The sequence below is a fragment of the Vibrio sp. 10N.261.46.A3 genome (assembly GCF_041472995.1).
In the GTDB taxonomy this organism is placed as follows: Bacteria; Pseudomonadota; Gammaproteobacteria; order Enterobacterales; family Vibrionaceae; genus Vibrio; species Vibrio coralliirubri.
Genome location: NZ_JBFRRH010000040.1, coordinates 1 through 25993, shown reverse-complemented (window position 1 = coordinate 25993; position 25993 = coordinate 1). Strand labels below are relative to the sequence as shown.

The window sequence follows — 25993 nt, the reverse complement described above, 5'->3', positions numbered from 1 at the left end:
ATCGGTTTTACATATCGGTTTCATATATCGGAAATATCCCTTAAATCGTTTTCTGAACGAAAACTCAAAGGGTTATCCCTAAAGGGATAATCATCTCAAAAACTTCGTTTTTTCAATGGATTAGAAAATAAAGCCCTCGTCCTGAACGTCCTCAAACTTTACTTTCTAATCTAAGAGCAAAAGAAGCCGAAAACCGTAGCGCTACGCGCGACCAAGCACTTTAGGAAGGTGAAATAGTCCTCATTTGGCCGGTCGTTCCTCCCTTGCTCAAATTCCTCCTTTTCAACTAACCTAAGATGCTTGGTCTCGCCTGCTCAACGGTTTTCGGGGGCAAGCCCCCAAGCCAAAAATCGACCTTGGGAAGGTCTCGCCTTAATCGCTGGACGCTGGGCGTTTTGTCTCGGCTCCCCCGCTTCAAACTGCGGTCGGGACTCCCTTGATTGAAGTGCTCCGGCTGAACGCCTTTGCATTCAAAAAAAAGCCATTCCCGAGTCCTGATGGCCTCCCCGCAGAGGGGGCGCTCGTTTCCCCTAAAGGGGGCGCGGGAATGATTTTTGAACTAGGGCTACGGATTCGCTTCAAGCGGAGCTTGAGACTCTTCACGTAGCAAAAACCGCCACCTTCACCATCTCAATCAAACGCCTTCGTGGGGGCATGGAATGCCCGAATACCCACTTCGTCGTTCTCTTTCAATGGCTTGTCTTTGGTTTTTTATGCGCCCTCTTAATGCGTCTGACTTTCTTCTTTCTTTAACAATCCTAGGGGATTGAAAGAGTCAGAAAGTCGGCATTAAACGGTTACGCGAAGATGAAGGGATGTGTGAATTGCTAGAGGTAAGAATCAGCTTCATCTTGATCCATTAAACCTTGAGATAATAGTTGTTTAACTACAGCTACCACCGTTCTTTGATGGGCTTTAGCTATTGTCTTTGGGGATAAATCTTGTAAAAAAGCATCTCTTAACTCTATTTTCTCATTTTCTGTCCAAGTGAATCGATGCCTGTCTGGTTTTCCTTCTATGTGATTTTTAATGCTTTTCTCTTCAAAGCTTTTCACTTTTTCAGGAAGCTCATCAAGTTCTTGAATTAGCATCACCATAAGCTGAATGCTCTCATAATTTTTCATTATTGAACTTTCAACTAATTCGCAATTAGTTAATGGATTAATCCCTGATGCAAGCTCCTTTAGTGCGTTAATCAGATCGTCTTTCTTCACTTTCTATTTCCTAAGTTATCCTTAAACTTTAAATGTAACGAAGATTGACGTTTATAACTACTAACTTAGGAAGCTGAGAAATCGGACAGTTCAAAACCTTCATCAAGTAAACTTTGAAGCTCGTGAGGAACTTCTCCTGTACCGTCCCAAGTGCGACCATCTCCAAATGTATAGCGTTTCACTTTGGCTTCTTGATACGCTGATTGTGTCTCGGTAGGAACTTTCTTTGAACGCTTTTTATTTTCGTTTTTGCTTTTGGGCTTACCTTCACTCATCAGCTGAGAAACCTCTTCGTGACTCAAGCCCGTCTTTTCCATGATGCTTTTTAGCATCACTTTAGCTTCTTCTTGCGCGGCTATTTTTTGTGATTCCGTCTGTTCGCGCTGCTCGATATAAGCTCCTAGCTTCTCATTGATCACTTTTAAATCCCTAAGGTTGGTTGTTTTAAAAGTTTGCTGAACCCGCTTTTTATTGTTGAATATAGTGCTCAGTTGCTCTGTGATTGATACTTCTTTATTCATCTTGGTTTTCCTTTCTATTGACTCTAATGTTGAGGTTTGTTGTTAAAAGCTGCGCTTATCTTTGTGTGTATAAACTGTGGTTTAGGGCGTGTGCGATACTGTTGGACTGGCGATGTGTTGCTTCTTTTTTCTAGAAGATTTTCAAGAAAATCATCATGCAGTAAAGCATGATTCTTCGACCAGTGAGGCGCTATCTTTGTGAAAAATTGGGTTTGATGCTCTATCTCAAAAAGCAACTCTCTGTATTCATCAAGGTGCTTTTCTAGAGGTATCTGGTAATCAAGGTGTGAACTCGAGATCAGGTCAGGAGAGACGACTTTTAACTTTTGAAGTAGATTTAGAGCGAGTGTTTGAAAATTTAAAATATTCATATTATTAGCCTTTGGAGGTTCTATGTTGCTTCAAAATAACAGCAAGTTTCATCAAATTATCGAGGAGGCTAAAGTGGCGAAAACGACCACGCCAGAAATGCTCCCGACATTAATTAAATTATTAAGTAGACCACAACAATCGCGCTTGAGCTTACGAGCCCTGGAACAAAATAATGCCACTCCTTTTACTGTCGGCGATCTGTTTCATCCCGTGATGGAGGAGTACATGTTAGATAGAGTCGAGCTATTGCCCAGTGAGGGGGTAACGGTTGATCTTTCTGATGACGTCGTTTTTGCATGGCCTTGGAATAAGACTCGCTATCTTGAAAATTTGAATTACTTTTCTGATAACAAGGTCGAGTGGGTGCAAGATTATAATCATTCCGTTGTATTACTTATGCCTTGGAAGGTTGCCTTTGTTGAATGCGGAAATCATTCAATTTTTGCAGGCATAGTGCATAGGAAAGGACGGATTGCTCCTCACAAAGTGATTGATGCCACCTGCTTGCTAGAAAAATTCAAGACCGATGGTTGCAACTGAATAGATATTGATAGCTCAGAGATAATCGGTCAGGTTGAGCATTATCGGAATGCCGCTGTGTTTGAAGTCGGGAGGCTTATCGTTAGTTGAACTGTGGCTTCAGTGCTTGAAACTCACGTGAGACATTCCATCAAACACAAACTGACTCACCAATTCATCACCCTCTACCTCACAAATCTCGACGACCTTACGGCCGTAAGATTTGTGCCGGCTTGCGTGGATGAAAATGTCCACATTGCCTGTTATTTGGCGGCGAGCTAAGTCAAAGTTCAGGTTGCCGTGAGAGGCGATGAGGTATTGCAATCGGGCAAGAGCATCTCGGCAACTGTTTGCGTGAAGCGTCGTCATACAACCGCTGTGACCCGTGTTAATCGCCTGTAGAAACGTATCAGCCGCATCCGCTTTACGTATCTCACCCACCAATATTCGGTCAGGCCGAAGACGCAGCGCCGTTTCTATCAATGTCCGCATCGTGATGTCACTGCTCTCTCGCTTTGGACACTCCAAAGCGCGATGATGAGGCAGCCAATCAAACTCCAACTCTTGCGTGTCTTCGCAAGTAATCACGACTTCATCGTTAGGGATGTAGCGAGCTAACGCTCGCAACAATGTGGTCTTTCCACTCCCCGTATTGCCCGATGTGATGATGTTCTTACCCTGCTTAATGGCATTGGTTAAGTAATCCAACATCGGTTGGCTCATTGCCCCAAACTCAACCAACTGTTCAGCCGTTAAGGTTTCTTTCGGGGCGATACGAAGCGTCATCGCCGCTCCTTTGGGCGTCACTTCGGGAAGTGTGGCACACACGCGAGAACAATCTGGTAGACGTGCATCTAATATTGGAGAGTCTCGCGTTAAGGTCTGGTTTAACGCTGTGCTAAGCTGAACAATGAAGTCCTGAAATGATTGATTAGACTCAAATTGAATGTCGGTACGGGTTATTTTGCCGTCTTGCTCAACTGAGATAGCATCAAAACGGTCTACGAAGATTTCTGTCGTTGTGGCATCTTCATACAGGGGCTTGAGCGGCGCGAAGTGCTCCTCTACCCAACGCCATTCGTATTCTTTGTCTGAGGGTACATCACCAAATATCGTGGTGATGAATGAGAGGCGAGTGTTGTCCGTTGTCAAAATGATGACCTCTAATAAAAGGATGTATGAGAATGAAAAGTGAAGGTCAACGGTATTTTAAAATGCAGTTCCCAGAAGAGAGCTGTCCCATCATTACGATTAAAGGGCGAAGCCGACGCGTCACGGTACTGTCTGAAAATGCCATTGTCGTGCTGGCAAAAGGCGGCGTCTCATCCAGCCGAATGGGCGCAATCGTCAGTGGCGTTGTTACCTACCCTAACGGCGTGAAAGATGAGGTGCATGGCTACATCGTCTTCATCAAAGGAAAAAACGTCATTGTAAAATTACTTCAAGGCGTATCTATGTATCGAATGAATGAGCAGCAAGTGTGGGTAAGGCAACACTACCCCGACTTTGATATGAGAATGAAATGATGCAATTGAGTGCATTGACCGTTTGATTTTGTTCGGGTTTTTGGGCTTACCCACCGTTTCGGTGGATAACTCGATAACAACGTGTCGATGCCTTAATGTTCAATAACCACATCCGCCGTTATGGTGTCGCCATTGCGATTATAAAAGTAAGGCTCACCATACCTCTGGCCATCCATCCACATCTCAGTGTAGTCATACGTCGCGGTGCATTTTGTTGGCGTTGTGCGGGAAGTCTCGCGTGACGTCACGCAAGATTGGTTCTTATACAACTTTGATGGGACTGGCCTCCAAACGCTGCACACTTTGTCGCCTTTAAATGAATGCCCCCAACTCACGCACTCTTCATAGCGCGGGGAATAAGCCGCTCGACCTTCTCTTGATGTGATTTCACTCGCCTGACTGGACTCAGTGCCTGAGTCCACCATGCACCCTAGAAAGCTGGGTAAGGGTGATTTTAAATGTTTCACTCGGTCTTTAAAAGCGTCCTTAGCTTCACCGCACCCACTCGCGTGGAAGCCTGTCGGAATACACATCCAAATGCCACACTCGGCATCGCTGTAAGCCAGAGCAGGTGCACTTGAAAGTGCACCTGATAGCAACGAGAGTAGGATGACTCGTCTTGTGTTGTTCATCATTAATATTACTTCCTTATTGATAACGATAGTCGATAGAATGGTCGGTAAGAAACCAACTCAAAAAAAGGGAATGACGTATGACACAAACACACATCTGTCGCCATGTAGACAGCCTGATTGATACGATTGAAACCGATGTATTTCACTTGGAAGGAGTCAGCGTTCATTGCACCTTTGCCTTACTTAATGAAGACAAGTGGCTGAATACCTACTTTGTTAAAGCCAGCAGTAAAGGCATGAAACAAATCTCCTTTACTAATGGCACCATCATCAACCTTGAAGATTTCATGCTTAAATCGTAGCGTGAGGCGCTTAGGTGAGATTAAACGTCGCCTCGTGAATGCGAATGTGGCAGTATTCATCTCACTAAGAATCTACCCCAAGTTGGTAGACAATCATCATGGATGATATTTGCTACAGCCCTCTCCTCTGAGGGCTTTTTTTATCCCGTCATTTGGTTGTAATGCGCCATCACTCGACGCACGTAGTTCTGAGTCTCTTTGAAAGGCGGTATGCCTTTGTACTTCTTAACATTACCCTCTCCTGCGTTATAAGCCGCAAGCGCCAGTGCTGTGTCTTGATACTTTTCCAGCAATCGAGCCAGTAAGCGTGTGCCACGCTCAATGTTCAATTTGGGCTGAAAAGGGTCAATGCCTTGATAGTTCACTGGCATCAACTGCATTAAGCCTTTCGCCCCTTTGGGGCTGACAGCGTCGGGCTTAAATCGGCTCTCTTGAGTGATGACGGCGACAATGAGTTTCGGTGATACGCCATGCCTTCGGCTGGCCGCTTCAATAAGATCGCAATATCGAAGACAGCCATGAAGGGGTGAAGGGGCGCCAGACACCTCCCACCCTTTGGATTGCCACCCCGAATAGCTGCGACCCTCCGCGTAAGACAAAGAAGAGAAAATAAGGCACGTCAAGATTAGGATTGCGGAGCCTAACGGCGCCGTCTTTGGTAAACTGGTCAGCTTAATCATTATTCTAGGTCGTCATGAGTAAAAATCTTAAACACTATCAAGCCACCACGCGTCTGGTGACTCATGCTTTGTTTGCGCTGTATTTTCACATTCAGGGAAACAAGGGGTACACGCCCATTAAGAGGCGTAATGAAATCTTAGTGAAGTTCATTAAAGGACAGCAGAAAAAGGCGGTTTACAGTACCCTGAAAAAAGAGATAAAAACCATGCTGGCCATTGGGCGAAACCCAAAGGGCAACCTAGAAGCAAGGCTGCATGAAATTAATCGACTGAATCTGGAATACAAAGCCAAGCTAACGGATGCGGATACGCTGTACGTGTTGTTCAATCACCTCTATGAAGCGTTGAATCTGTCGTCTCAATTAACCCAACCTGAAACCGCCATTGAGGAGGATATTCTCTATATGAACCAATCCGATATCGAAGACGGGTTTGATGAGCAGAACAATCAAATCAAGCCATTGGGTATTACCGTTAAAACTCAACGGCTTGAGGCGCTCATCCACCACATCAATAGCCAAGATACCTACACCATCGAAGTGGTCGGGGCGGAAAACGATGTTATTTCCCTGCGACTTCACAAGAAGGCAAAGGTAGAGGGGCAAAGCAAGGCGAGTTAAGCCATCACATTTCAGGACTATGAACTCAGAAAATGAATAGGCGGCCTACTCAGCCTTACTTTGCTTTTTCTTTGGATTGACATGCCGATATTGAATCTCAACTAAAAAGCCATTTTTAACTTTGTAGCTCAATCTTCCCCTGTGATTTGACATACCAAATCGCTTGCGACTAGCGAGTTCTTCAAGGCTGCTTGATTGCTGTATGCGAGTCTCGTGACGAAACATGAACCGATTTAAGTTCGCTTTCTTCAAGGACTGTATTGAAGGAGAGAGAGTGGGCTCTTTCATTTGTCACTGGACTGGTTGTCAGTGACGTAACCGTGCTTCGTCAAAACACCATCCTTAACTTTTATGGATAACTTGCTTTGGTGGTGTCGTCCACCAAATCGATACCGCCCCAATAAATCGTGTAGGCTCTTTGCGGATCTGATTCTAACTTGATAGCCAGTGAGCAGTCGTTTGTATCCAATGCTAGGGGGTGTGCGATTCATGAGTTAAGCGTCGTGATAAGTAGGCACAAATCATATCTCGCCCAGACTCAAAAGACAAAAGATTCGGACTCTATGCCGTCCTACGGGCTTCGCCCTACCTGCAAAGCAGATGGGATAAGAAAATGCTGCGCTTATTTCCCTATCCCATCCACTTTCATTAAGAGCGTAAAGTTAATCGCAATTGGTACTGTGTCGTTAAATCTGCGGTGCGCAGTATTGGTACTCGTCTCAGGTACTTGTAGTAACAGAGCACTAGAAAAACCAGTGGAGAGCGCCAGTAAGACAAAGTTCGCTTCTCTATTGAAGCGGGCAGGGTCGAGAGTGTTTCAATTCCCCTAAAATCCCCATTCTTGGCCAGCAGTGGCGAAGTGAGTAAAAGTGTTTTCCCTTGATACTCAGGAAGCAAATCAACCAGCAAGGCTAGGTCTCGATACGCATCTCTTGTAAAAGGCTGAAGAACGCTTTTTAAATGGACATGGTAAGTGCCATTTTTTAGGGCGGGCGTCAGTGTGAGGTGGGTCAATTCATAAGGCCTTATCGTGACACTGTGACAAAACCCAACCACGCCCACGAAAGGGAGAGTGATAAACCACGCTAATGCCGACGCCTCGATAAGCATTAAATACCCCGTCATAACGACCATGACGGCTAGGCTCTTCACCAGTCGGATCGCATTTATCCAAGGTGAGGGTTGATGGTGAATATGACCAAGCCATTTTAAAAAGAGAGTGAGAAACAATAGGTAGATAACGGCGCTCATTTTGTTCCATCCTGAGGTTGAGTTTGACAGCAATAAGCTTGCTTGTTGGGGCAAAGTCAAGCCGACAATAGAGCGAAGCGAAAGCGTCAGTGGTTTGTGATACAGTATAGGAAAGGCTGACCAATAATGAGAAAGGCAATGGACAATCATTCATCAGACAATATTACTCAAAAAGACCTACTTAAACTGCTGTTCGACCAAGCGCAACATAATGCGACACGAGAAGAACTTAATGCACTTGAAGGCAGGCTCAATCATCAAATTGATGGTGTGAAGCAAGAGGTGAGCGAGCGATTCAAGCAAGTAGATGAAAGAATGGATAAGCTTGATGATAAGATAGACAAGCTTGAAAGCAAGTTTGATAAGAAATTCGACCGCATGAATTGGCTATTGGTGACATCCCTTGTGGGTATTTGTGCCACCCTAGTCCTGCAAATCCTGAAATAGCCCTCACCGCCTTGTGCGGCGAGGTGTGCCATCCCAATGTTCATACTCGCCGTATATCAAATATCCACGATGGGGTGTCTTCCTCAAGAGGCGAAGCGCTGCTCGGTAGTGAGTTCGTATCACACGCCAATCATTACCCACCAACATTTCAAGAACTACCGGCTCATCAATATTATACGCCATTAGCCTTCCTTTTTACGCAGTCGTCCCAACAAACCTAAACCGAATAGAGACAGAAAGCCAATAGAGCCGCCGCTTGATGAGCCAGAGATGACCGGTTGGTCGCTTCCATCATTCATTTCAGGAGTAGGCATTGAAGCATTTAATTGAATTTCCTGAGAGAACCCGTCTCTATCACTCCCCCCTAAATACACAGTAGATAGCTCACCATCCGTCAAACCATCAATGACAACCGTACATTTTTCAAAAGGCTGCATTGTCATTTTTGTTAAACAGGTGCTGTTAACTGCATCAAGATGGTCAGATGTGATATCGGCTTGTCTATCTGCAAGTGTTGGAGAGGTCTGATGTAGAGACTGCAAGGTAATGGTCGCTTGCCCACCTGACGTTCTGACCACAGTTGGGTAGTGCCAACCATTAACAGCTTCCAAAATGAACGGGCGAACGTAATCAATGTTGGTGCCGTAGGTTCTGCGACAGCTATTATCAGGGCCACACTCAGCGCTTCCCCTATGGATGGCGATGATTTCATTTGAGCTGTTTATCCATGCCGAACCAGAATCCCCGCCAGTGGTGTGGGAGCTATTCACCATATTCGCTTCCAGTTTTTCTTCACCGTACATCAAATTGTATGCACTGGTGGTAAAGTCGGCTTGATTCAGCTCATAAGGCGTACCACCAAACCCTGCAATGGTCATGGTATCCATATCAGGATCTGAAAAATGAGTGGCCGTGTAAGGGTTGGTCTCAATGAAATATTGGATGCTATCGTAAGGCAGGGCTTCATCTGCATGTAAGAAAGCGATGTCGTTACAATATTGGCTACGACCATCAAGGCAGTTGTGTGCCTCATCTTCCCAGTCTGGGTGCATCTCGATACTGGCTTGTTTTGATAGACCATAATAGGTGTTGATGGTATCAACTTCCTCTTGATGTTGCCCCTCAAAAGAATCATCCACACAGTGTGCGGCGGTCACAATGAAACGACCGCCAACCAAGGTGCCAGTACAGTAAAGATCGGGATTCGTTCCTGTCTCAAGATACGCCGTATTGTTGTGTTCAGACCAATCGAGAGAGGCACCATTGACGACAGCGAAAGCCGATGGAGAAGAGGCACAAATCAACAGGGTAAGCAGTGTTTTTTTCATATCAATCCAAACATAATTATCAAAAGAGATTGACGCCATTATACATCAATCTCTTTGATTATATTGGGTTTTAGATATGATCTTTCCGTCTAAAAAAACGGTGTTTATGATCGATAGTTATTAGTTTTTTAGCCCCCAAACTTCATAGAGATGCACATTTGCAGACTGCCCATGAGAAGTATCTCGACACCCAGTTGCAAAACCATAGCCCACAAGCGCGGAGCAATCTGCGTCACTGTGAAACGACACATTATTATGGTCAGATGCGTACACTTGCGTCTTAAACTCGGAATACGAGGCAAATACCTTTGATTCCCCTTTGCTGCTCTTCACAAACACCGCGCTGTATGCCCCACCATCGAAATCAATCCGCCCCTGCGTGTTGCCTTTGTAAATCGCCACCCATTCCCCATCGCTGCTGCTACCTGTAGGAAGCTCACCTGCCCCCACAGGGTCAAGATCGTTCGCGTGGGGTGGGCGGCGCTGATCTTCTAAAGCCATGCTGGCCTCAACATCTGCGTACGTCACCTTTGCCGAAGCTGACGCAGAAAGTGCGCCCAGCAACGAAAGCAATATTGTTTTCTTCATTTTTATCTCCATTGTCTTAGATGCTGCCTATTGGCAGCCAGTAAGCGCCAGCAGGGTGGCGTCATAATTCCACTCTGACTTCCCCGTTGCATTTTCAACAACACGTTGCTGCACAGACACCTTCCATCCTGTTCCCGCATCAGAGTAGGAGGGGACGGTAGAGCCTGTCAGGGTGTATTTTTGGTCAATATTCGTTCTGGCAATAGACAACCAGATTTCAGGATTCAACCCAGACGGACAGGTCGGTTTATCAACAATTTCATTGTGTTTGGCGTACTGCCTCTGAGTGAGACCACGCGCGACGGATATCTGCTGGTTAATACCGCGATTGTCCACACCGGAAATGGAGTAATCTTTGGCATTGACGAGCGCAAACAAGCCACCGATATCCCAATCACCTAACAGCGTTGAATCATCACCGCTGCGTTTTACCAACCCGTCATACGCAAACGCTTTATCCGGTCGCTCAATCCTCAGAATGATGGTGTTGTTCGGCTCATCAAATACCACGTTCGGCAATTGACTGAACATTTGCAGCGTGATGTTACGCTCTAGGTGGTAGCTCTCCAGTCCAGTGTCTTGAAGCGGAATAGTCAGCTCTGCGCGATAAAAATCTGGGTAAGCAGCACCAACTGGCACTCCGACCCTCTGATAACCTTGAACCTCGCCCCACGGCGTTTCGTCATAACGCCAACACTTACCCGCTTGACTGTCAGCTTTAGAACATTCGGGGATAAAGTCCCCTTCTAGATCTGAAAGCGTTATGGGGTACAAAGAATGGGTATTAATCCCGTGTCCTTTTTGGTATTGCGTCGTGGCATACGCATGAATTTGCTGCTCAAGGTAAAGAATGCGGTTATAGAACGAGTTCACGTCGTTTTTGATGCGATACATCGTCAACTGCTTGTTGAACTCCATCACCGCAAAGCCGGCGATACCCAGCACCAACAGCATGGAAATGGCGGCCACAAAGCCGCCTTGTTTTTTTCGGTTGTTCATAATGAATACTCAAAACACCCCGTATTACGATTCCACCCCGACCAATCCGGCTGCTCGATTATGATCGGTTCATAGAAGCGCAACGTCGAAGGGGGAAGGGTTTCATCTGGGGATAAATAATAAGAAAAGGAGTCAAGGCTCAAAGACGCATCAAGCGTCACCTCAACGACAATGTCTCTAGGTTGGGTGTTCGGCTGTGAATCTTGTCGATAGCTCACTTGATAACTCGCCAATCCATCACTGGCGGGTTGAGTGATATCGGCGTTCGACAAGGTGGTTTGGGGTAAGCATCGGCTGGTTAACACGCGGTGGTGGTAGAAAGCCACCCCCTCTGCTTTTAAATGTGTCACAGCATCTTGAACGCTGACGGCGCGTTGCTGGTCTTGATAGACTCGCTGAACGGGCAGCACCACCCCAATCACCATCGCCCCCATTAAAGAGAGTGACAGCGAGAGACTGAGCGTACTCATCCCTCGCTGAGATTGAATGACCTTAATAGGTCATGGTGATGGAATTGCCCGTGGTTGAGATAGTTGAGCAGCCTGATGCTTCGATGCACCCTTCACGAGTCGCCGGAGCCATCGTGTTTGACAGGCTCACAACTCGGTCTGGGTCAGACGGTAACGTGCCAGTGACGTCATACAAGCCTTTTGAGCCACTGTTGACCGTCACACTCCAATCGCCACCAAACGGGTTGGTGGCTTTGCCGTCATTACTGGTGCCACAGATACTGTCTGACAATTCGCCATCGTCGCAGACCTTAGTGAGGGTGATGCCATCGTAATTGGGTCTGGCTTTTTTCCACGCCCCCACACTGCGAACAATTTCAGACGTTTGAGTTTGAAATTGAATTTTGTTCCACTGGTACTGCATGTTTGGGACTTGCCCCATGATGAAAATCAAGCCGAGCGCCACAAACCCCACAGCAATGAGGTTATCCATGATGGCCGCCCCTCGCTGCTTGTTGCGCATAAAATGAGTCGGTTGAATATCGGTATGTCTGTTTGGCTTTTTCACAAAAGCTCCTTTTTTTAAAAAATTAAAATGAAGACGTGGCCATTCCAAAAATGAGAAACAGCCCCCCTGTTAACATCAGGGTCATGACGCTCACTAACAGGAGTTTGAAGGTGACGGTGGCCACGCTGTTGATGAGCGCCATTTCTTGGGTTAATGAACGCTCGTGCATCATGGCGGATTTTCCAAGCGTGATAGCGGCATCGGTAGACTCACCCAACAATTTGAGCGAATCCAACTCTTCATTGAGCAAGAGCCCCGTATCAAACACCAATCCAACGTTGGTCTTACCTTGTCGGATACGATCGCGCATAACGTGAATATGCGATTGCAAGTAAGGCGACGCCGAAGACTGAACCACATCCAACGCCTCTCGAATCCCAACACCGGCACTGAGTTGGTTAGCGATAGAGGTTAATAAGTTGGTGCTTTGGATTTGTCGATATTGCTTGTAGATAGGAAAGCCATCGACTTGGGCGCGAGCTTGCCCCGTCCATCGTCGCAATGAAATACCGACGCCCACCAAGAGCACAGTGGTGAACAGCGCCAGCAAGAGGCCGTTGTTCCACCAAAAACGCCCAAAACTCTCCGCTAATGTGCTCATCATGCCCCATTGCGCTCTTGGGTATTGCGCTGCCAGCAAATCAAACATGAAATGGCTGATGAGCGCACTGGCAAACAACATCCCGACCACGCCGGCTAATGGTTTCGCAAAGGCTTTTATCATCAAAGACGCACTGGCTTCCCCAAGAGTGACCACCTTGATCGCCTCTTTAACACCTTGTGAAAAATGCCCGCTGTTGTCGGCCGCTCGAAGGGCCAATATCGCCCCCTCACTCACAAAGGGAGCAAGGCCATCCGTTAAGTTTTTGCCTTGCGCCAAGGCGTCTTGGCAGTGCAAGGCAACCGGCTTGAGCGTCTTACCCCCATATTTTGCAAGCTGCATGACAATGCCTTTTTGATGTATCCCCGCCTCACTGAGGCGGCTGATGCTTTCCAGTAATCGGATTTGCTGCTTATTCGGCAGTTTTTTCATGGTTGGGCTCCTCCCAAATCGTGTGGTAAACGGTGTGACTGTCTTTTGGCAGCATGTCATTGACCGACGAGGCGGCCGTAAACAGGTCAACTTCCCCTTTGGCTATCTTGTGGTTGGCATGATCGACCACACTTTGAAAGCCTTTGGCTCTTAACGCCTCACGCCATCCCAAATAATTTCGGTCGAGAATAAACGCGCGATCTTCATCATCAAGCACAATCATTTCAATGAGCGCCGTACGTCCTTTCTCTCCTTGATGGCAATGCTCACAGCCATGAGGGTTTTTGAATCTCACTCTCGATAAATCCTGTCCTTCCCCCCTTTTCTGGCGCCATGCTTTGTATTGCTGACGCTGAGAGTCAGTGAGGATCGATTTTTTGAAAGACTGGCTACAATGGGGGCACAAGGTGCGCACGAGTGTTTGATAGATCCACAACTTCATTAAGTTGGGGGCGGCAATAAGGGCGGTGGGCACCCCCATTTGTTCATTCAGCGTGTGCGCGATACCAAGGGCGCTAGAGGTGTGCAGCGTCGAGAACATGATTTGTCCTGTTTCTCCCTTTCGGCACACACTCATCGCTCCATTCTTATCGCGCACCTCACCGTGCATTTCGATATCAATATCGTGACGCAGTAACAGTTTGCTGTACTCGAAAAAGCCGTCCGCCCCCATTTCTTTGGGCACCGAGGTTTGAATCACACCTAAATCAAACTCAACAGGGTCTTCCAGCGTGTTAATGGAGCGGCCTTGCCGCTTCATTTCATTGAGCGCACTGGCAATGACCGTCGATTTACCCGATGAAGTTTGACCCGCAATCAGACAAATTCCCGATGGAGAGGCCATGAAGTCGCGCATAATGCGCGTCTGCCCCTGACTCCAACCAAGCGTGTCAAGCTCGGGGATATGAGTCTGCTTGTTCGTCCAACGCAGCGTGCATTGCCCCCCTTTTCCTTTGGCGGGAATGTAACTCAAACGCCAGTGCGTCACACGACGCCCCTCTGGGGTGTCGAGCATCAAACTCACGCGTCCGTTATTCGGGCGATTGAGGTAGAAGTCATCGTCTTTGTCTTCGGCCAGCTCATTAAACAAGTAACCAATCAACAGCTCACCGTACTCACGCTCGTTAATCGGCGAGAGAAGCGGACTCATGCGACCATCGATACGCGCCTCAAATCGAGTTTGCGCTTCAAACAATTCAATGTGAATGTCTGACGCCCCTTGCTGGGTTGACAGCTCAAAGATTTGACGGGCGCGTGTGGCTGTTTCGGTTTGCATCAGCTCGCTTTTATCGGACGAGGCGTGTTCGGTGATCCCTTTCAGTAAGTGTTTCAGTTGCGGCACTTCACAGTGACGTACCGACCTCACTTCGACCGATACATCGGGGGTTTTCTTAACCAAAGATTGAATGGCGTTGATGGCTTCACTGTCAAAATTCGACGTCAAGATCACCCCATCAGACAGCAGCACCGCATCGCCATATTGATAGTAGATCGACTTTAAGCCATCGGTGATGAGCAAGTCATGAGCGTGGGGCATTTAAAAGATCCCCTTCTGGTTGAGGCGTAGGCGTGACCACTTTCGGCACGTACAAGGTGAGCTCCCGCCCTGATTTACTCATCAGTAAGACCGAGCCTTTCTCGATGCGGTGAATCTTTAAGTCGTCAATCCACGCGCCTTGCTCAACAGGAATTAAACGCCCTTGGTATTCCATCCACGCCCTTGTCGTGTTCGGCGTTAAAATGACGCTCTTGAGTTGCATTTGTTGATATTGATGACGCGCCACGGCGTCCACATCCTCTACGGGAGGGGGAGCCACTATGACGGGGGCAGGCATTACGTGAGATCGATAAGCTTGCACCGCCTCCGCCTCTTCCAATTTTGCGGTTTGCACTTTGGTGTTTTGGTGGCTGAAATAACGTACTTTCAGTCCATCCAAAGCGCGTATTGAGTCTTTATCCACCGAAGGCTTGGAAGGGGGACTGACCGTCGATATAGGGTCGGGGTCAATTGCTTGCACCTCTTCAGGTGAGGGATCGTTCACCAAGGTGAGCTCAATATCCCTTTCCGCCTCAGTGAATGCCGCCTCCACAGGCGCATCAAACATCACCTGCTCTTCTTGACTCACTGGCGCTGGCTTGGGTTGGCTCGTTGGGTAGTAGCTATACCCCACTCCCAGAGCCCCTGCGATAAGGAGCCCGACAGACATAACCGTCTTTTTTCGATTGTCTTTTTTCGGCTCTGCGCCTTGCTCAGGTGGCGTTTCGCTCGACGCATCGAGCGTATTCTTGTCACTCATTGATTACTCCTACCATAGTGAGAGAGAGGGTTGCGGTCATATCGGCATCACTCGTCCATTCCATTTCCAACGCATTTAGGGTAATAAAAGGCTGATCTAACACATCCCCTAAAAGCAGTAATTTCCCTGCCTCACCGGATACAGTGAAACTCAGTGTCACTAGGGTGAGCTCTCCTATTTTTGAGCTCACCACATCGGGCTTAGGCACATCGAGTAACATCAGATAAAACAGCAGATCTTCTGAAAATTCCGTCAGGTCATAGCGCTCAAACTCCCCAGCATGACGCGTCGGACGCTCTATCGTGTCGTCGGCGGCTTTCGGTTTGCCATCATCACCGACGGTCACTTCGCCATGGTGCCAATAAGGGGCTTTGTTCGGATTTAACTCCCGCCAATACCTCGCTATTTTCGGGGTTACTTTCCCTGTCAGTGGCACGGTCACGAGACCGTCTGCCCACGTCGCACCGCTTGCCGTGATGGGCTCTGGCATCATTTGCGTATTCACCATCCCGACCAACATCTGTTCAATGGCATCCGACACCAAATATTGATTCGGAAAATTTGCCTCAAATTTCGCTTGAGGGGAAAGTGTTACCGCCTTGACCGTCGGCTGAATCGGCGGGGAAGGCTTCGGCTTCAACGCATAAGTCCCCACGCCCCCCAATATTGAAATCAGACCCATGACACACAATATGGTCTTATAGGGCGGGCGTTTGACCGGCGACAGCGAAAAAGCCTGTTGTTGCTCGCTTGTCAGCATCGGCACCAACACTTGCTTGTCTTTGAAAAAAGGCACCTCTGGTGCCTCTTCTCCCATCACAAGCACTCGCGTGGCATGGTGGCATTCATACGCCAAGTCCCGCGCAAAGTCGGTTAACGTGCCCGTGACCTCTTTGTTGACTCGCCCATCGAGCAACTCAATGCCACTCCACGTTGCTTCATCGTGCGGATGAGGCACGAGTGCCACAACCCGAGGTAACGACTCTCCCTCAACGCTCAGCGCCGATAGCACCGCTTCTCCTAAAGCAAAAGCCGGCGAATCCGAGTAATAGCGAACCGTGCCTTCTTCACTGTGCTCTAAACGCTCAAAAGGCGCTGAGTGCGCCTTTTGGTGGGTTTTGAGGGATTTAACCGTTGGGCAATACTGCCGTTTGGCTATCTGCATAATTCGTCCTTATTGCACTTGCCTTGGCGTCAGAAGCACCAAGGTTTCAACGGTGGTATTGCTGCTGCCGGTGCCACCAAAAAACGTCGTCCAAAAACTTTCTGACTTTTCATTGGTGCGTGAGCTTTGCTTGACGGACGCCACGACGTAGGTTTGCCCATATCGAAGCTTGTTCGGCACCGTGATTTCGGCTTTGGATTTGGTTAAGAAACCCAAATCCACATCCCCAACCGCTTTGGTTTCTTGCGAGGCGATTTTTTGCAATTGCCCCGACATGCGTAAATACACATGATCCGCTTGCACATTCGCCACGGCCATGAAGTCCACCCCTTCCACTTCTTCGCGGCGAGTGACACTGGTACTGACGACCCCCTCATCGCTGTCTGAGCTGGTTTCATACACGTAAGGCACGATGGTTTGTTGCGTGATACGAGCGGGTTGGTTGTTGAGTAAAATGGCGGTGATTGGCGTTTCCGTTGACACGCTGCCTTGCTTCTCCAGCACTTTAATCAGCGCTTCGGTGCCTGACCACTTGCCGGTACCTTGAAACGCAAAGCCATACCCAGCCTCTTGAGACACAGTATTGGTGCCAGGCACAAAGAACTGCAACACGCCGTCGCCTGACTCGTAAGCCAGATTCCAATCCACTCCTCGCTCCGTACCTAAGTTCGAGCGAAACTCGACCACACGCATATCCAACAAGACCTGCTTAGATAATTCAGCGCGGTAGTGTTCAATCAATCGCTCAACCTGCACCATACGATCAGGACTGGTTGTGACCGTCACCGTGCTCATGTTGATGGAGGCCGTGACAGAGCCGACGCGGTCGTCTTCATCTTCACCCAGAATATTGATGATCGCGTCTCGAATTTCTGCGGCCACCTCCACTTCGTCATACACCACATTGATGAACTGTCCCTCAATGCTCACCTCCCCCTCTTCACCGCCGCCCCCTTGAGATCCGAGCTGCCCATTCATGGCGCCGCTCGGCATATTCAAAAAGAAGGTTTGGGTCACTTCACTGGAAATTTCCAGTCGCCCATCTCGCACGGCAATGCCGTAACCCACATTCCGAGACAGCGCATTCAGCACATGCTCGCGCGAGCTCGAAAAGTTCAGCGACACCATGGCATTAGGATCGGTGTTTTCCGAAAAGTAGAGGGGAACGTTCACCCCCGCCATGATTTCTTCCAACACCACCGATAAGGGCAACTCACTGGCGGAGGCGGTCACCACCTCATCGAGCCACGGGTATTGAGGTGCCGATTCTATCGGCTCAAAAAACTGAGGCGGTTTTTGGGTTCGCACGACTTTATCGCGCGTCTCATACGTGGTTTTTTCTGCTATTTCTTGCTGAATGTTGGCGTTGTAGATCTCATTGTCGTCATACGCTTGAGAAGTACACCCCACCATCACCGTTAAGATCGCACTGCACAGCGCTGTTTTCAAAGCTCGCATCTAATACTCTCCTTCCACAAACACTTGATTGGTGGAATCGACAATGCGGGCGTTGACGGGATACCCCTCTAACACCGAGGTCAGCGCCCCTTCAATATCGTCCCTTGGCGTCAGCAAGTAATAGTCCGCACTGAACTGATAATCTTTCGGGGACACCCAGCTTCGATCGTTCCCCTCTCCCGATTTCCACTCAAAACCGTAATTGGTCACAACATGCCCGATGACTTGTTTCAGAGAAGAGCCAGACACACGCGTGAGTCGCGCCTGTCCGTCAAAGTCATACACCCCGACGACTCGACGGCCTTGATACTCCGCCTCAAGGTAATGCAACGTCACGCCCCGCTCAGCCGTAAACTCATCAATGACTTTTTTCAGGCTGCCCTCAAAATGTTGACGGGCGGTGCTTGGTTCATTCAGAAGCGCTTGGTACTCCGCACTCATCGACCATGCGATCTCTTGGGCACCCTGCGACTTAAACCAACGACGCAACGTTCTCTCGCCACTTTCTCCTTTTTTCACCGCAAACGTTGTAAGAGGCACCACCTCTCCCCGCTTTACGGGGTGCGACGCGGTGGTTAAGGCCACGTCAGCGGGCGAAATCAAAGACAGATCGCGTTCAATGAGGTTAATACTGGCAAGGCGAAACGCTTCCCCTTGCCCTTGATAGGCGGGCTCGCTCGCACAACCGGCCAGTCCAAGTACCACCACAACCCCTAACGCGGGGAAATAACGACTCATAAGATGACTCCTTTACTGAACGTGATGAGTTTGTGCTCTCGATCTACAATGAGCGTGTTGCCTTGCCCAATGAGCAATTGCAACGCGTGAGTCACGGGCATAGTTCGGTGCATTCTGGCCGCCGTAGGAATGGGATGCGCTAAGATCGCTTTCGCACTTTTCGGGGCGGGATAGTCCGTCACTATGTGATACCCCAGCGGATCCAGAAGCCATTGCGCAGCTTCCTCCACCGTTTTCATTTCAGGTGGGAATAAGGTTCGGGCTGACACTTGTAAGGTGTCAACGTCCGTTAGAGGCGCAGAAAACACACAGGGAGCCAAAAGGCTCCCTGCGAGTAAGGCGCTCACGGTCATTTTTTTCACAGATAGTCCTCGTAAAGATTGCGCCAAGGCGCAAGGTAGATATCACTTTCAATCATGATGTTCATGCTTTGTCCGGCGCGAATGGTGGTGGTCGGCACCAGTTGTAGGTACTTTTGAGCGTGAGGGGCAACTTGATCGCGCAGACCTTGAGACACTTCCCCTTGATACGACCCGTCAGAATCACCGGTGCCGTCGTAGCTGGTGTTGTCTGCCACAAGCGCATACGCCGCCACCCCCATGAATTGTTCAATCCAATGGTGGTCAACTTGATCGCTGATGCCCGCCATGCCCTCTCTGTCCATACCCGAGGATTTGGAGGTGTCGATTTTTTTACCGTCCGGCAAAATAATCCACGGAACACTCATGCCCAACACGGCATTTATCGCCTCATTGGTGGTGCTCATCTTGACCGACTTAATGATGACCTCTGACCCTTTCGGGATGAGGATATATTGCTCGGTCACATCAAACACCGACTGAGACACCACCGCTTTAAACGTGCCCGCACGGTCGCTGTTCGCCTTCATGACCGTCACAGCGGGTATCACCGTCCCAATCGGCAGCTTTTCCAACCCTTGCGTTGAGGCGTTATACGCATTCTCTTGCGTGAACCCTACAATGGTGTCTGGCGGCGCCGAAAAACTGGACTCTAATCTCGCCACCGCCTGAGTTTCAGGTGCTTGATCTCCCGCTGAATAATTACCCGCTTTAATTTTGGCTTTCAGCTCATTGAGCTTGCTGAGTTTGCGACTGATGTCCAACCGCTGAGCTTCACTGGATAAGAGGTGGTCGGGCGTGTGTTCATCGGCAGGAACGCGCAGCGGGGCAGAGCTGACGCTCGGGGCTCTTGGGCTTTGCCCCCAGACACTCATCGAGGCCATTTTTGCCCGCCGAAACTCCGCGAGCTTGATTTTCTCTCGCTCTTGGTCAATCACGCTGAGTACCGGCACCTCAATATGAGGCTTTGGGTCTGGGCGTTGATTGGTGAGCGCTTCCGTTGAATCTTTTGCTTGGTCACGAGCCGTTACCAACTCACCAAGGTTCGTGGGCTCTACCGATACGGGCACGGTCTCAACCGTGGTGGGTTCCGCCAGTGACTCCGCCGGCTTATCTTTATTAAAGATGGCCACAACCACCACAACTACAAGAATGCCTAAGCAAAAACAAAGTACCCCTATCTGATTTTTCTTCGTCAAACCTTTTAATGGATTGCCCATTACGTCCCCTTAAATGTTCGAGCGAGTGACATTATCGGTACGCTGCACCTCAACCGTCACGTCATCGATGCGCAATCGAAAATGCGGATAAATACCGGTAATTTTGTAAATACCGTACGCATCATCGTACTTGGTCGGGGCGATGGCCGCTTTACCGCCAATCTCCGTCTCTACACTCAAAATCCCACGATTGGGGTTTGATAAACGTAAATACGTAAACTGGCCGTCATCGTAGACATCCGAAATGGCGTCTCGACCAATGAATTGATCGCCATCATCCCAGACATAACGCGTGTAAATTCGGTAACGATATTTACGCAGGGCTTCCACCACGGCTTTGGCTTGCGTCTCTTTGGCTTCTTTCGTGGTCGCCGCCAACTCTTTTCTTAACCGAGCAATGGTTTGACGAGATCTATCAGGCATGGCCGCTTCTTGCTTTTGCGTCATGAACGCCGATATCTTCGCTTTTTGCTCTTTGGACATCAGAGGCGAGTCATCACTCACCAATACACACGCTTGATTGTGTTTCGTTTTGGTTCGAGTCGCCAAAATATCAAACACTTGCCCGTCTTCGGTGAAGGCAAAAATCATGGTGCTTTGTCCCTCTGGCAACGCACTGTTCGGTTTAATGAGAATTTGGTTAGTGCCCTCCAACCCGTCCACATCCCACAAGTGGGGATTGGAAACCGTCGGTTTTGCAATTAAGTTGGAAGGCAATTGTACTCGCCCCCCTAAATAGAGCGCGGATGAGATGGGGATGATTTCCCCCGATTCATGATAAAGAGGCTGACAGGTGGCCGCGAGTGTCGAGAATGACACCCCCATCAAACACACGCCCAACAAAGCTTTATTCACGACGTCGCTCCTTGGTTAATTGGTAAGACAAAATAGTGAGCCCGAGTGGGTTTAATCGAAGTGACGCCATGCTGCGCTGAGCCAATTCCGATTTATCCGCCAATCGCCATTGCACATTCAACACCAAATGCTCAGGTTTAGGCTGACGCCCATTCCCTTTAATGTGTCGAGTTAAGTAAATATTACTGCGCACCACGGACGTAGAAGCCTCTCCCTCTTTCCACACCACTTGATCGTAATGCTCAACCCCACGCTCAATCGTGATGACCGCTCGCTGACCGTTTTTTCTTAATGCCTCGATTTTATCGAGCGCATTAAACCCTTGCGGACTCAAAAACTGGTCATTCAACTCTGGCGACATGAACACACTGGCTTCGCCCCAATCGGTTTCAATGGTTTCAGGCGTGACCGCGTAACGAGATAAAGCAAATCGCTGCAACAGGGCATCAATCGTGGTCTTGTAGAAAAGCTGCGCATCTTCGGGTTGATAATCGACCATCGACCACCCACCGTTAGGCTCTAATTTCACATAGACCACCTCTTTGTTGTTCTGCGCTTTGACAAACGCAAACCACAACAACATCAAAAGCAGTGCCATCACACCGCACAGTGCCAATACCGCCACAAACCAACGGTTACGCTCAGTGCGTAACATAGGCTTATCTTCGCGCCTCTCTGGCGCCATAGGCTCCATAAGAATAGGTTCCATTTAAGCCGCTCCTTTTGTGAGGAATTTCATGAGAATCTTTGAGCTCGCCGCTTTGCTTGCCACCTTGTCGGTCAAGCCCTTCACCCCTCTCCCTACGGCAGCGCTCGGTGATGAAACGCTTCCTGCTATGGATGACGTTAACCCCATACTGGACACGACTATCGCCACCGCTAAAATCATGGTGACAAGCAGATCCATATAATCATTAGCGCCATGCACACCTTCACGACCACCGAGCTCTGTGCATTGGGCCACTAGACCACTTGGACACTGCAAAACGCCCGACGCCGTAAACTGCGCTTTAATCGCAATCGCAGCTAAAACGCCGGCAGCCCTTACAACAACGAGTAGTAACAAACTTCCGAACGTGAACCGCATCCAACCATCAAACAGGCTTCGAGTCGCGGGATGAACCAACATAGGGAAAAAGAAGACACCCAAAATTTTAGCCAGCAGCAGACTCCAGACCGCCCATGCGCCAATAAAGTACATGGCCAATACCAACAAAAAACTGATGCCAATCCACAAAAAGTAAATCATCACATCCCCAAGGCTCATATCCCAAAGTGACACCTCTTCGCCGTACATCCCAGCCAAGGCGTAACTGACCCACTTAAACAAAAACATCGGGTCTCTTGACCCTATTCCGAGCTCCAAAAGTCGCAAACCTAAGTCATCAAAGCCTTCAAAAAGCACATCAAAGGCTGAGCTGTAAAAAGGGTAAGCAGACAAGACAATCAGCACCATGAGCGTGGATTGAGCTATCTTTTCAGGGTCAAAACCAAACAACATGAATCGAGCGACTTCTTGGAAATACAAAATGACGCACAAAAAAATGAGCAAGCCAAAAGAAGCTTGCTCAATCACAGGGTCACTCATCACTTGGGTGATGAACTGTGTCACGTCCGCCAAAAAGGTTTGCCGGAAAACGGTATCTGCACTCATCGAATTGGCCTCGTATCTTCCACCACACCTTGTGCTTTGGTTTCTTCTATCCGTTGAATTTGCGCTTGCTCCGCTTGATAAATGGCCGCAGACGTTCGATGTTCCATTTGATTAGAGCTGGAGTACGATGAAAGCGTCATATCATTTTGCAGATCTAACTGGTCAATCAACACTTGGTTTTGCTCCACCAAAAGCTGCAAGGTGGCGAGTTCCGTTTCATTACCCAGCGTCAACCGCGTCGCATCCAGCGCGTCTTGGTTGGTTTTGATTTGAGCATTACGGGTGGCAAATTGCTGCGCCTCTTCGCCTTGAATGTGACTATCTGCCGCTAATTGGTAACTACGCTGATAACTGGACGGCACAGCGCCTAATGTAGATTCAACGTGCTGATAAGAATCATTCCTTTCAGGCAATGCGCCATAACGATTACTCATATGAGAGGAGTTATAGACAGGTTCTTCTCCCGCTCGCTGCTCATAGGCTCGATTGACTTGACGCGCAATGGCCTCATAGTCACGACGGTCAATTTTATCTTCAAGCTGAGAGACTTGGTTGAGCAAGACGTTGTACTCTCGAAGCATTTGTTGGTATTCGTCTATCGCAACCAGTAATTGCTGCGTATTAAGCCCTGTTTGTTGCAGGATTTGTTCGTACTCATTAATCAGTTGCTCGTATTCACTGATGGATTGCAAAAGGTTGGCGGCATCGAAAGTGGGAAATCCCGAGGCTTGAGAAGGCATAGAGGAGAATAAAGTACCCGAAATTATGAGGGCTAATAATGTTCTATTCATCATATTATTCACTGTAAGAAGAGATGGGAAGATGTTCGGGGGACAAAAAAAGCGACCAATGGTCGCTTCTTATTAATACAGAAATGTAGAATTAGTACTTATTAAACACCATATAAGGCATTCCGTTGGACTCGTGAATTTCGAGTTTGTAATTACCTTTTCCACTAGCAGCATCTCCTGCAATCACTTTCTTATTTGCAAACTGCTTGCTGCTGTCGATGACATACACATCTGCACCGTGCTGAATCAAATAATTTACGATATCTGCGTGACCATGCTGAGTAAACGTAACTTGTACATAATGACCTTCATCTAAGTCTTGCTGTGAGTCGCACCAAGGTGTCCACATACCGCCTGTTGCCTGATCGGTTCCTGCGGGCACTCTTGCGACGTCTGGTTCAATAGGAAAGGTCTCAATAGCAGACTCTTGATTGTATAGATTAGCTTCAAAAGAACAGCCAAATCGATTGTCAACATTAGTGATATTTCGTACATCAGACATGGTTATTTTTCCTTATTAATCAATAACGCCCATAACATAACAAAAACAAAAGACGTAACAACACATTCACTCAATTAATAAAGTAGATATCACACTTAAGGCGTAATATTCAGTTCAGCCACAATCCTATCGACGGCGACATCGACATCGGACTCTTCACTGAAAATACGCCCCGCCAATGCCGCTTCATGAGGGCGAGACGTCGCCACTACATACTGCTCTGGCTCAACATGAAGATTAATGACTTTGGCAATGCCTGCGTCGGGCTGCTTGATGAACGCTTGTTGTTTGGGTTTGAGCGTACCAATCACATCCAATTCCGCCTCGGTTAAAAACGGAAAAGCTTGAAGATAATCTTCTCGTTTCATTTCGGCATCGGCCATAAAAATGAAGGTCGTGGCGGCACTCATTAACGTGCCCCATTCAGACAGGGAGGCGTAATGTTTCGGTGACTGTGTCCAAAACCCCATTCCGCCACCATGCTTAAACCACGTTCGCGCTTTGGCAATCACAAACTCAGCCGCGCCTTTTTGTGATAAAACGTATTGCGCTTCATCCACCTCAAAGAATTTCGCGCGAGTACGGTACTTAGGGTTCTCAAACAATCGAACACTGCGAAAGAATATCTCCGTATTCACCAATTGCGCTAAGGCGGGGGTATCTTTGACCCCTTCGGTGTTGTACACCGAATAAGGCTTGTCCAATACCCCAATGGAATCCACTTTGTTGTCAAACAAGTTGCCGTAAATCCCACCGCGCTTGAAGTTTTTCAGCTTGCTGTTAAGTGACGGCTTGCATTTACCCAGCATCGAAGAAAACGAGCGAAGCTCGCCTTCTTGCGCCATCACATGAACAATGGCGTCTTCCAATTCCGCTTGCTCTGTTGCGGTGAGCGTTTGTAATTCTTTCGCGTCGTTCATTAACAACATCAAACGAACCAGCTCTAGCATATGACGCACAAACCCATCATCGCCTTTACCGTCACTCATGAAGAAAGGGTTAAAACCTTGAGATTGCTGCGTGTCTTTCAGGCAAAACAGCGACGCATCGTCTTTAAAGAAACGCGCTAAGGGCTCACTGCCCGCATCGATATCCATGGCGCAATACATACCACCCAGCTTTAAAAAGTGGTTTGAGACGCATTGCTTGAGAAAGGTTTTACCACTTCGAGTCGGACCGACACCAATCACCAAACATTTGTCACCGACAAATGGCGTATAATGAAAAGGCACCCCATCATCACTCTCAAAGACGTACAACGCTTCTTCTGGCTTGTCATTTCGATACCACGTCGGAAACCCTTCATGGCTACGAAAGAACAATGACAACGCCCCCGCCTGACTGCTATTGATCACACTAGAGCGCACACTTTTTTTGTTCGACCCCAGCAGTAATAGCTCATACGCATCCAACAAACCGGCTTTTTCCCACAGCAAATGAAAATCTGAATTATCGAGCACCGACTTCATGCGCTTAGTAAGCGATTTGACCTTGCGCCAATCTTCATCAAAGACCACCACAAAAGAGAGCCAATCACCGTACTTGTCATCATCTTCACTCATGCGTTCCAAATCTCGAAGCACCGAACTTAGCGCGTGGTTACTCTCTATTTTCATACGAATAGCGCCTTGGTCGGCTTCGCCTTTCGCCAAATCCATCAGCGACAATTGAGAGCGGTGTAATTCCGCTTCGCGGTCTTTCACAACGCCTCGCTTGCCTTGCTTGGAATAAGACTGAAATCGAGTAAAGAATAAGTAGTTGCCTTTCTCCAACACAGGGTTGGCATCACTTGCCCATGCACACTCTGGTGTGTGGCTCATCCCTACGCCATTGACGGCTGCAATACGCGCGTACACCGCACTCTCATGCTCTACTTTTAAATGGGGTGTGAAGCCCAATGGA

Annotated in this window: 30 protein-coding genes; 5 read left to right on the top strand and 25 right to left on the bottom strand. The window is 48.3% G+C overall.

The window, feature by feature from the left end; translation table 11 throughout:
- Nucleotides 1–827: 827 nt before the first annotated feature.
- The 3 genes from AB4484_RS11880 to AB4484_RS11870 form a co-directional block, all read right to left on the bottom strand.
- Nucleotides 828–1214, bottom strand: coding sequence for a hypothetical protein (locus tag AB4484_RS11880; protein WP_372078298.1), 387 nt, complete (start codon nt 1212–1214; stop codon nt 828–830).
- 65 nt (nt 1215–1279) lie between these two features.
- Nucleotides 1280–1735 carry a hypothetical protein gene (locus AB4484_RS11875; RefSeq protein ID WP_372078297.1) on the bottom strand — a complete coding sequence of 152 codons (456 nt, stop codon included), beginning with the start codon at nt 1733–1735 and terminating at the stop codon, nt 1280–1282.
- Between the two features lie 23 nt (nt 1736–1758).
- Nucleotides 1759–2106, bottom strand: coding sequence for a hypothetical protein (locus tag AB4484_RS11870; protein WP_372078295.1), 348 nt, complete (start codon nt 2104–2106; stop codon nt 1759–1761).
- Between the two features lie 22 nt (nt 2107–2128).
- On the opposite strand from AB4484_RS11870, the gene AB4484_RS11865 reads away from it, so the two are divergent.
- On the top strand, nt 2129–2647 hold the full coding sequence (locus AB4484_RS11865; protein ID WP_372078292.1) for a DUF6710 family protein: 519 nt from the start codon (nt 2129–2131) through the stop codon (nt 2645–2647).
- A gap of 99 nt (nt 2648–2746) precedes the next feature.
- Here the strand turns inward: AB4484_RS11865 and AB4484_RS11860 are convergent, their stop codons facing one another.
- A complete protein-coding gene (locus AB4484_RS11860; protein WP_372078290.1) occupies nt 2747–3778 on the bottom strand; it encodes a CpaF family protein in 1032 nt (343 codons plus the stop codon).
- 32 nt (nt 3779–3810) lie between these two features.
- Here AB4484_RS11860 and AB4484_RS11855 point away from each other — a divergent pair, with 32 nt between their 5' ends.
- A complete protein-coding gene (locus AB4484_RS11855) occupies nt 3811–4152 on the top strand; it encodes a hypothetical protein (RefSeq protein ID WP_372078288.1) in 342 nt (113 codons plus the stop codon).
- A gap of 92 nt (nt 4153–4244) precedes the next feature.
- Here AB4484_RS11855 and AB4484_RS11850 read toward each other — a convergent pair whose 3' ends face one another.
- Nucleotides 4245–4787, bottom strand: coding sequence for a conjugal transfer protein TraL (locus AB4484_RS11850; RefSeq protein WP_372078286.1), 543 nt, complete (start codon nt 4785–4787; stop codon nt 4245–4247).
- Nucleotides 4788–4864: 77 nt separating this feature from the next.
- Between AB4484_RS11850 and AB4484_RS11845 the strand changes: the two genes are divergently transcribed.
- Entirely contained in the window at nt 4865–5089 is a 225-nt protein-coding gene (locus AB4484_RS11845; protein ID WP_372078284.1) for a hypothetical protein, read from the top strand.
- Between the two features lie 140 nt (nt 5090–5229).
- Here AB4484_RS11845 and AB4484_RS11840 read toward each other — a convergent pair whose 3' ends face one another.
- Nucleotides 5230–5769, bottom strand: a complete 540-nt coding sequence (locus AB4484_RS11840) for a lytic transglycosylase domain-containing protein (RefSeq protein ID WP_372078282.1) — start codon at nt 5767–5769, stop codon at nt 5230–5232.
- Nucleotides 5770–5783: 14 nt separating this feature from the next.
- Between AB4484_RS11840 and AB4484_RS11835 the strand changes: the two genes are divergently transcribed.
- Nucleotides 5784–6389: a DUF2913 family protein gene (locus tag AB4484_RS11835; protein WP_372078280.1), complete on the top strand. Its 606-nt coding sequence runs from the start codon at nt 5784–5786 to the stop codon at nt 6387–6389.
- Nucleotides 6390–7037: 648 nt separating this feature from the next.
- On the opposite strand, the gene AB4484_RS11830 is transcribed toward AB4484_RS11835, so the two are convergent.
- On the bottom strand, nt 7038–7640 hold the full coding sequence (locus tag AB4484_RS11830; protein ID WP_372078278.1) for a hypothetical protein: 603 nt from the start codon (nt 7638–7640) through the stop codon (nt 7038–7040).
- Nucleotides 7641–7778: 138 nt separating this feature from the next.
- On the opposite strand from AB4484_RS11830, the gene AB4484_RS11825 reads away from it, so the two are divergent.
- Nucleotides 7779–8087: a hypothetical protein gene (locus AB4484_RS11825; protein ID WP_372078276.1), complete on the top strand. Its 309-nt coding sequence runs from the start codon at nt 7779–7781 to the stop codon at nt 8085–8087.
- Between the two features lie 182 nt (nt 8088–8269).
- Here the strand turns inward: AB4484_RS11825 and AB4484_RS11820 are convergent, their stop codons facing one another.
- The 18 genes from AB4484_RS11820 to AB4484_RS11735 all read right to left on the bottom strand — a co-directional run.
- Nucleotides 8270–9415, bottom strand: coding sequence for a trypsin-like serine protease (locus AB4484_RS11820; RefSeq protein WP_372078274.1), 1146 nt, complete (start codon nt 9413–9415; stop codon nt 8270–8272).
- Between the two features lie 120 nt (nt 9416–9535).
- Nucleotides 9536–9988, bottom strand: a complete 453-nt coding sequence (locus tag AB4484_RS11815) for a hypothetical protein (protein ID WP_372078272.1) — start codon at nt 9986–9988, stop codon at nt 9536–9538.
- A 42-nt stretch (nt 9989–10030) separates the two neighbouring features.
- Nucleotides 10031–10897 (bottom strand): type II secretion system protein, encoded by an 867-nt coding sequence (locus AB4484_RS11810; protein WP_372078269.1) that lies wholly within the window; start codon nt 10895–10897, stop codon nt 10031–10033.
- Between the two features lie 101 nt (nt 10898–10998).
- Nucleotides 10999–11472 (bottom strand): hypothetical protein, encoded by a 474-nt coding sequence (locus AB4484_RS11805; RefSeq protein ID WP_372078267.1) that lies wholly within the window; start codon nt 11470–11472, stop codon nt 10999–11001.
- A gap of 22 nt (nt 11473–11494) precedes the next feature.
- Nucleotides 11495–12019 carry a hypothetical protein gene (locus AB4484_RS11800; RefSeq protein ID WP_372078264.1) on the bottom strand — a complete coding sequence of 175 codons (525 nt, stop codon included), beginning with the start codon at nt 12017–12019 and terminating at the stop codon, nt 11495–11497.
- Between the two features lie 22 nt (nt 12020–12041).
- Nucleotides 12042–13052: a hypothetical protein gene (locus AB4484_RS11795; RefSeq protein WP_372078261.1), complete on the bottom strand. Its 1011-nt coding sequence runs from the start codon at nt 13050–13052 to the stop codon at nt 12042–12044.
- On the bottom strand, nt 13033–14589 hold the full coding sequence (locus tag AB4484_RS11790; protein ID WP_372078259.1) for a GspE/PulE family protein: 1557 nt from the start codon (nt 14587–14589) through the stop codon (nt 13033–13035). The genes AB4484_RS11795 and AB4484_RS11790 overlap by 20 nt, the downstream gene beginning before the upstream one ends.
- On the bottom strand, nt 14573–15349 hold the full coding sequence (locus AB4484_RS11785) for a hypothetical protein (protein WP_372078256.1): 777 nt from the start codon (nt 15347–15349) through the stop codon (nt 14573–14575). The genes AB4484_RS11790 and AB4484_RS11785 overlap by 17 nt, the downstream gene beginning before the upstream one ends.
- Nucleotides 15342–16514, bottom strand: coding sequence for a hypothetical protein (locus AB4484_RS11780; RefSeq protein WP_372078254.1), 1173 nt, complete (start codon nt 16512–16514; stop codon nt 15342–15344). Before AB4484_RS11780 ends, AB4484_RS11785 begins: the two co-directional genes overlap by 8 nt.
- A 9-nt stretch (nt 16515–16523) precedes the next feature.
- Nucleotides 16524–17972 carry a hypothetical protein gene (locus AB4484_RS11775; RefSeq protein ID WP_372078252.1) on the bottom strand — a complete coding sequence of 483 codons (1449 nt, stop codon included), beginning with the start codon at nt 17970–17972 and terminating at the stop codon, nt 16524–16526.
- The gene (locus tag AB4484_RS11770; protein WP_372078250.1) at nt 17973–18710 is read right to left on the bottom strand and encodes a hypothetical protein; all 738 of its coding nucleotides are present in this window, start codon (nt 18708–18710) and stop codon (nt 17973–17975) included.
- 358 nt (nt 18711–19068) lie between these two features.
- On the bottom strand, nt 19069–20289 hold the full coding sequence (locus AB4484_RS11765; protein ID WP_372078248.1) for a TrbI/VirB10 family protein: 1221 nt from the start codon (nt 20287–20289) through the stop codon (nt 19069–19071).
- Nucleotides 20290–20298: 9 nt separating this feature from the next.
- Nucleotides 20299–21006: a TrbG/VirB9 family P-type conjugative transfer protein gene (locus AB4484_RS11760; protein WP_372078246.1), complete on the bottom strand. Its 708-nt coding sequence runs from the start codon at nt 21004–21006 to the stop codon at nt 20299–20301.
- A gap of 130 nt (nt 21007–21136) precedes the next feature.
- Nucleotides 21137–21853 carry a VirB8/TrbF family protein gene (locus AB4484_RS11755; protein WP_372078244.1) on the bottom strand — a complete coding sequence of 239 codons (717 nt, stop codon included), beginning with the start codon at nt 21851–21853 and terminating at the stop codon, nt 21137–21139.
- Nucleotides 21854–22798, bottom strand: a complete 945-nt coding sequence (locus tag AB4484_RS11750) for a hypothetical protein (RefSeq protein ID WP_372078242.1) — start codon at nt 22796–22798, stop codon at nt 21854–21856. It abuts the gene before it with no gap.
- Nucleotides 22795–23538 carry a hypothetical protein gene (locus tag AB4484_RS11745; protein ID WP_372078240.1) on the bottom strand — a complete coding sequence of 248 codons (744 nt, stop codon included), beginning with the start codon at nt 23536–23538 and terminating at the stop codon, nt 22795–22797. The genes AB4484_RS11750 and AB4484_RS11745 overlap by 4 nt, the downstream gene beginning before the upstream one ends.
- A 142-nt stretch (nt 23539–23680) precedes the next feature.
- Nucleotides 23681–24091: an ankyrin repeat domain-containing protein gene (locus AB4484_RS11740; protein WP_372078238.1), complete on the bottom strand. Its 411-nt coding sequence runs from the start codon at nt 24089–24091 to the stop codon at nt 23681–23683.
- Nucleotides 24092–24186: 95 nt separating this feature from the next.
- On the bottom strand, nt 24187–25993 hold a 1807-nt coding region (locus AB4484_RS11735), incomplete at its 5' end, for a VirB4 family type IV secretion system protein (RefSeq protein WP_372078236.1).

Excerpts from the sequence above, each read along its gene's own strand:
- AB4484_RS11875 (WP_372078297.1), bottom strand. The coding sequence starts at position 1,735 with ATGAATAAAGAAGTATCAATCACAGAGCAACTGAGCACTATATTCAAC.
- AB4484_RS11870 (WP_372078295.1), bottom strand. The coding sequence starts at position 2,106 with ATGAATATTTTAAATTTTCAAACACTCGCTCTAAATCTACTTCAAAAG.
- AB4484_RS11865 (WP_372078292.1), top strand. The coding sequence starts at position 2,129 with ATGTTGCTTCAAAATAACAGCAAGTTTCATCAAATTATCGAGGAGGCT.
- AB4484_RS11855 (WP_372078288.1), top strand. The coding sequence starts at position 3,811 with ATGAAAAGTGAAGGTCAACGGTATTTTAAAATGCAGTTCCCAGAAGAG.
- AB4484_RS11850 (WP_372078286.1), bottom strand. The coding sequence starts at position 4,787 with ATGATGAACAACACAAGACGAGTCATCCTACTCTCGTTGCTATCAGGT.
- AB4484_RS11845 (WP_372078284.1), top strand. The coding sequence starts at position 4,865 with ATGACACAAACACACATCTGTCGCCATGTAGACAGCCTGATTGATACG.
- AB4484_RS11840 (WP_372078282.1), bottom strand. The coding sequence starts at position 5,769 with ATGATTAAGCTGACCAGTTTACCAAAGACGGCGCCGTTAGGCTCCGCA.
- AB4484_RS11835 (WP_372078280.1), top strand. The coding sequence starts at position 5,784 with ATGAGTAAAAATCTTAAACACTATCAAGCCACCACGCGTCTGGTGACT.
- AB4484_RS11830 (WP_372078278.1), bottom strand. The coding sequence starts at position 7,640 with ATGAGCGCCGTTATCTACCTATTGTTTCTCACTCTCTTTTTAAAATGG.
- AB4484_RS11825 (WP_372078276.1), top strand. The coding sequence starts at position 7,779 with ATGGACAATCATTCATCAGACAATATTACTCAAAAAGACCTACTTAAA.
- AB4484_RS11820 (WP_372078274.1), bottom strand. The coding sequence starts at position 9,415 with ATGAAAAAAACACTGCTTACCCTGTTGATTTGTGCCTCTTCTCCATCG.
- AB4484_RS11810 (WP_372078269.1), bottom strand. The coding sequence starts at position 10,897 with ATGTATCGCATCAAAAACGACGTGAACTCGTTCTATAACCGCATTCTT.
- AB4484_RS11805 (WP_372078267.1), bottom strand. The coding sequence starts at position 11,472 with ATGAGTACGCTCAGTCTCTCGCTGTCACTCTCTTTAATGGGGGCGATG.
- AB4484_RS11795 (WP_372078261.1), bottom strand. The coding sequence starts at position 13,052 with ATGAAAAAACTGCCGAATAAGCAGCAAATCCGATTACTGGAAAGCATC.
- AB4484_RS11790 (WP_372078259.1), bottom strand. The coding sequence starts at position 14,589 with ATGCCCCACGCTCATGACTTGCTCATCACCGATGGCTTAAAGTCGATC.
- AB4484_RS11785 (WP_372078256.1), bottom strand. The coding sequence starts at position 15,349 with ATGAGTGACAAGAATACGCTCGATGCGTCGAGCGAAACGCCACCTGAG.
- AB4484_RS11780 (WP_372078254.1), bottom strand. The coding sequence starts at position 16,514 with ATGCAGATAGCCAAACGGCAGTATTGCCCAACGGTTAAATCCCTCAAA.
- AB4484_RS11775 (WP_372078252.1), bottom strand. The coding sequence starts at position 17,972 with ATGCGAGCTTTGAAAACAGCGCTGTGCAGTGCGATCTTAACGGTGATG.
- AB4484_RS11770 (WP_372078250.1), bottom strand. The coding sequence starts at position 18,710 with ATGAGTCGTTATTTCCCCGCGTTAGGGGTTGTGGTGGTACTTGGACTG.
- AB4484_RS11765 (WP_372078248.1), bottom strand. The coding sequence starts at position 20,289 with ATGGGCAATCCATTAAAAGGTTTGACGAAGAAAAATCAGATAGGGGTA.
- AB4484_RS11755 (WP_372078244.1), bottom strand. The coding sequence starts at position 21,853 with ATGGAACCTATTCTTATGGAGCCTATGGCGCCAGAGAGGCGCGAAGAT.
- AB4484_RS11750 (WP_372078242.1), bottom strand. The coding sequence starts at position 22,798 with ATGAGTGCAGATACCGTTTTCCGGCAAACCTTTTTGGCGGACGTGACA.
- AB4484_RS11745 (WP_372078240.1), bottom strand. The coding sequence starts at position 23,538 with ATGCCTTCTCAAGCCTCGGGATTTCCCACTTTCGATGCCGCCAACCTT.
- AB4484_RS11740 (WP_372078238.1), bottom strand. The coding sequence starts at position 24,091 with ATGTCTGATGTACGAAATATCACTAATGTTGACAATCGATTTGGCTGT.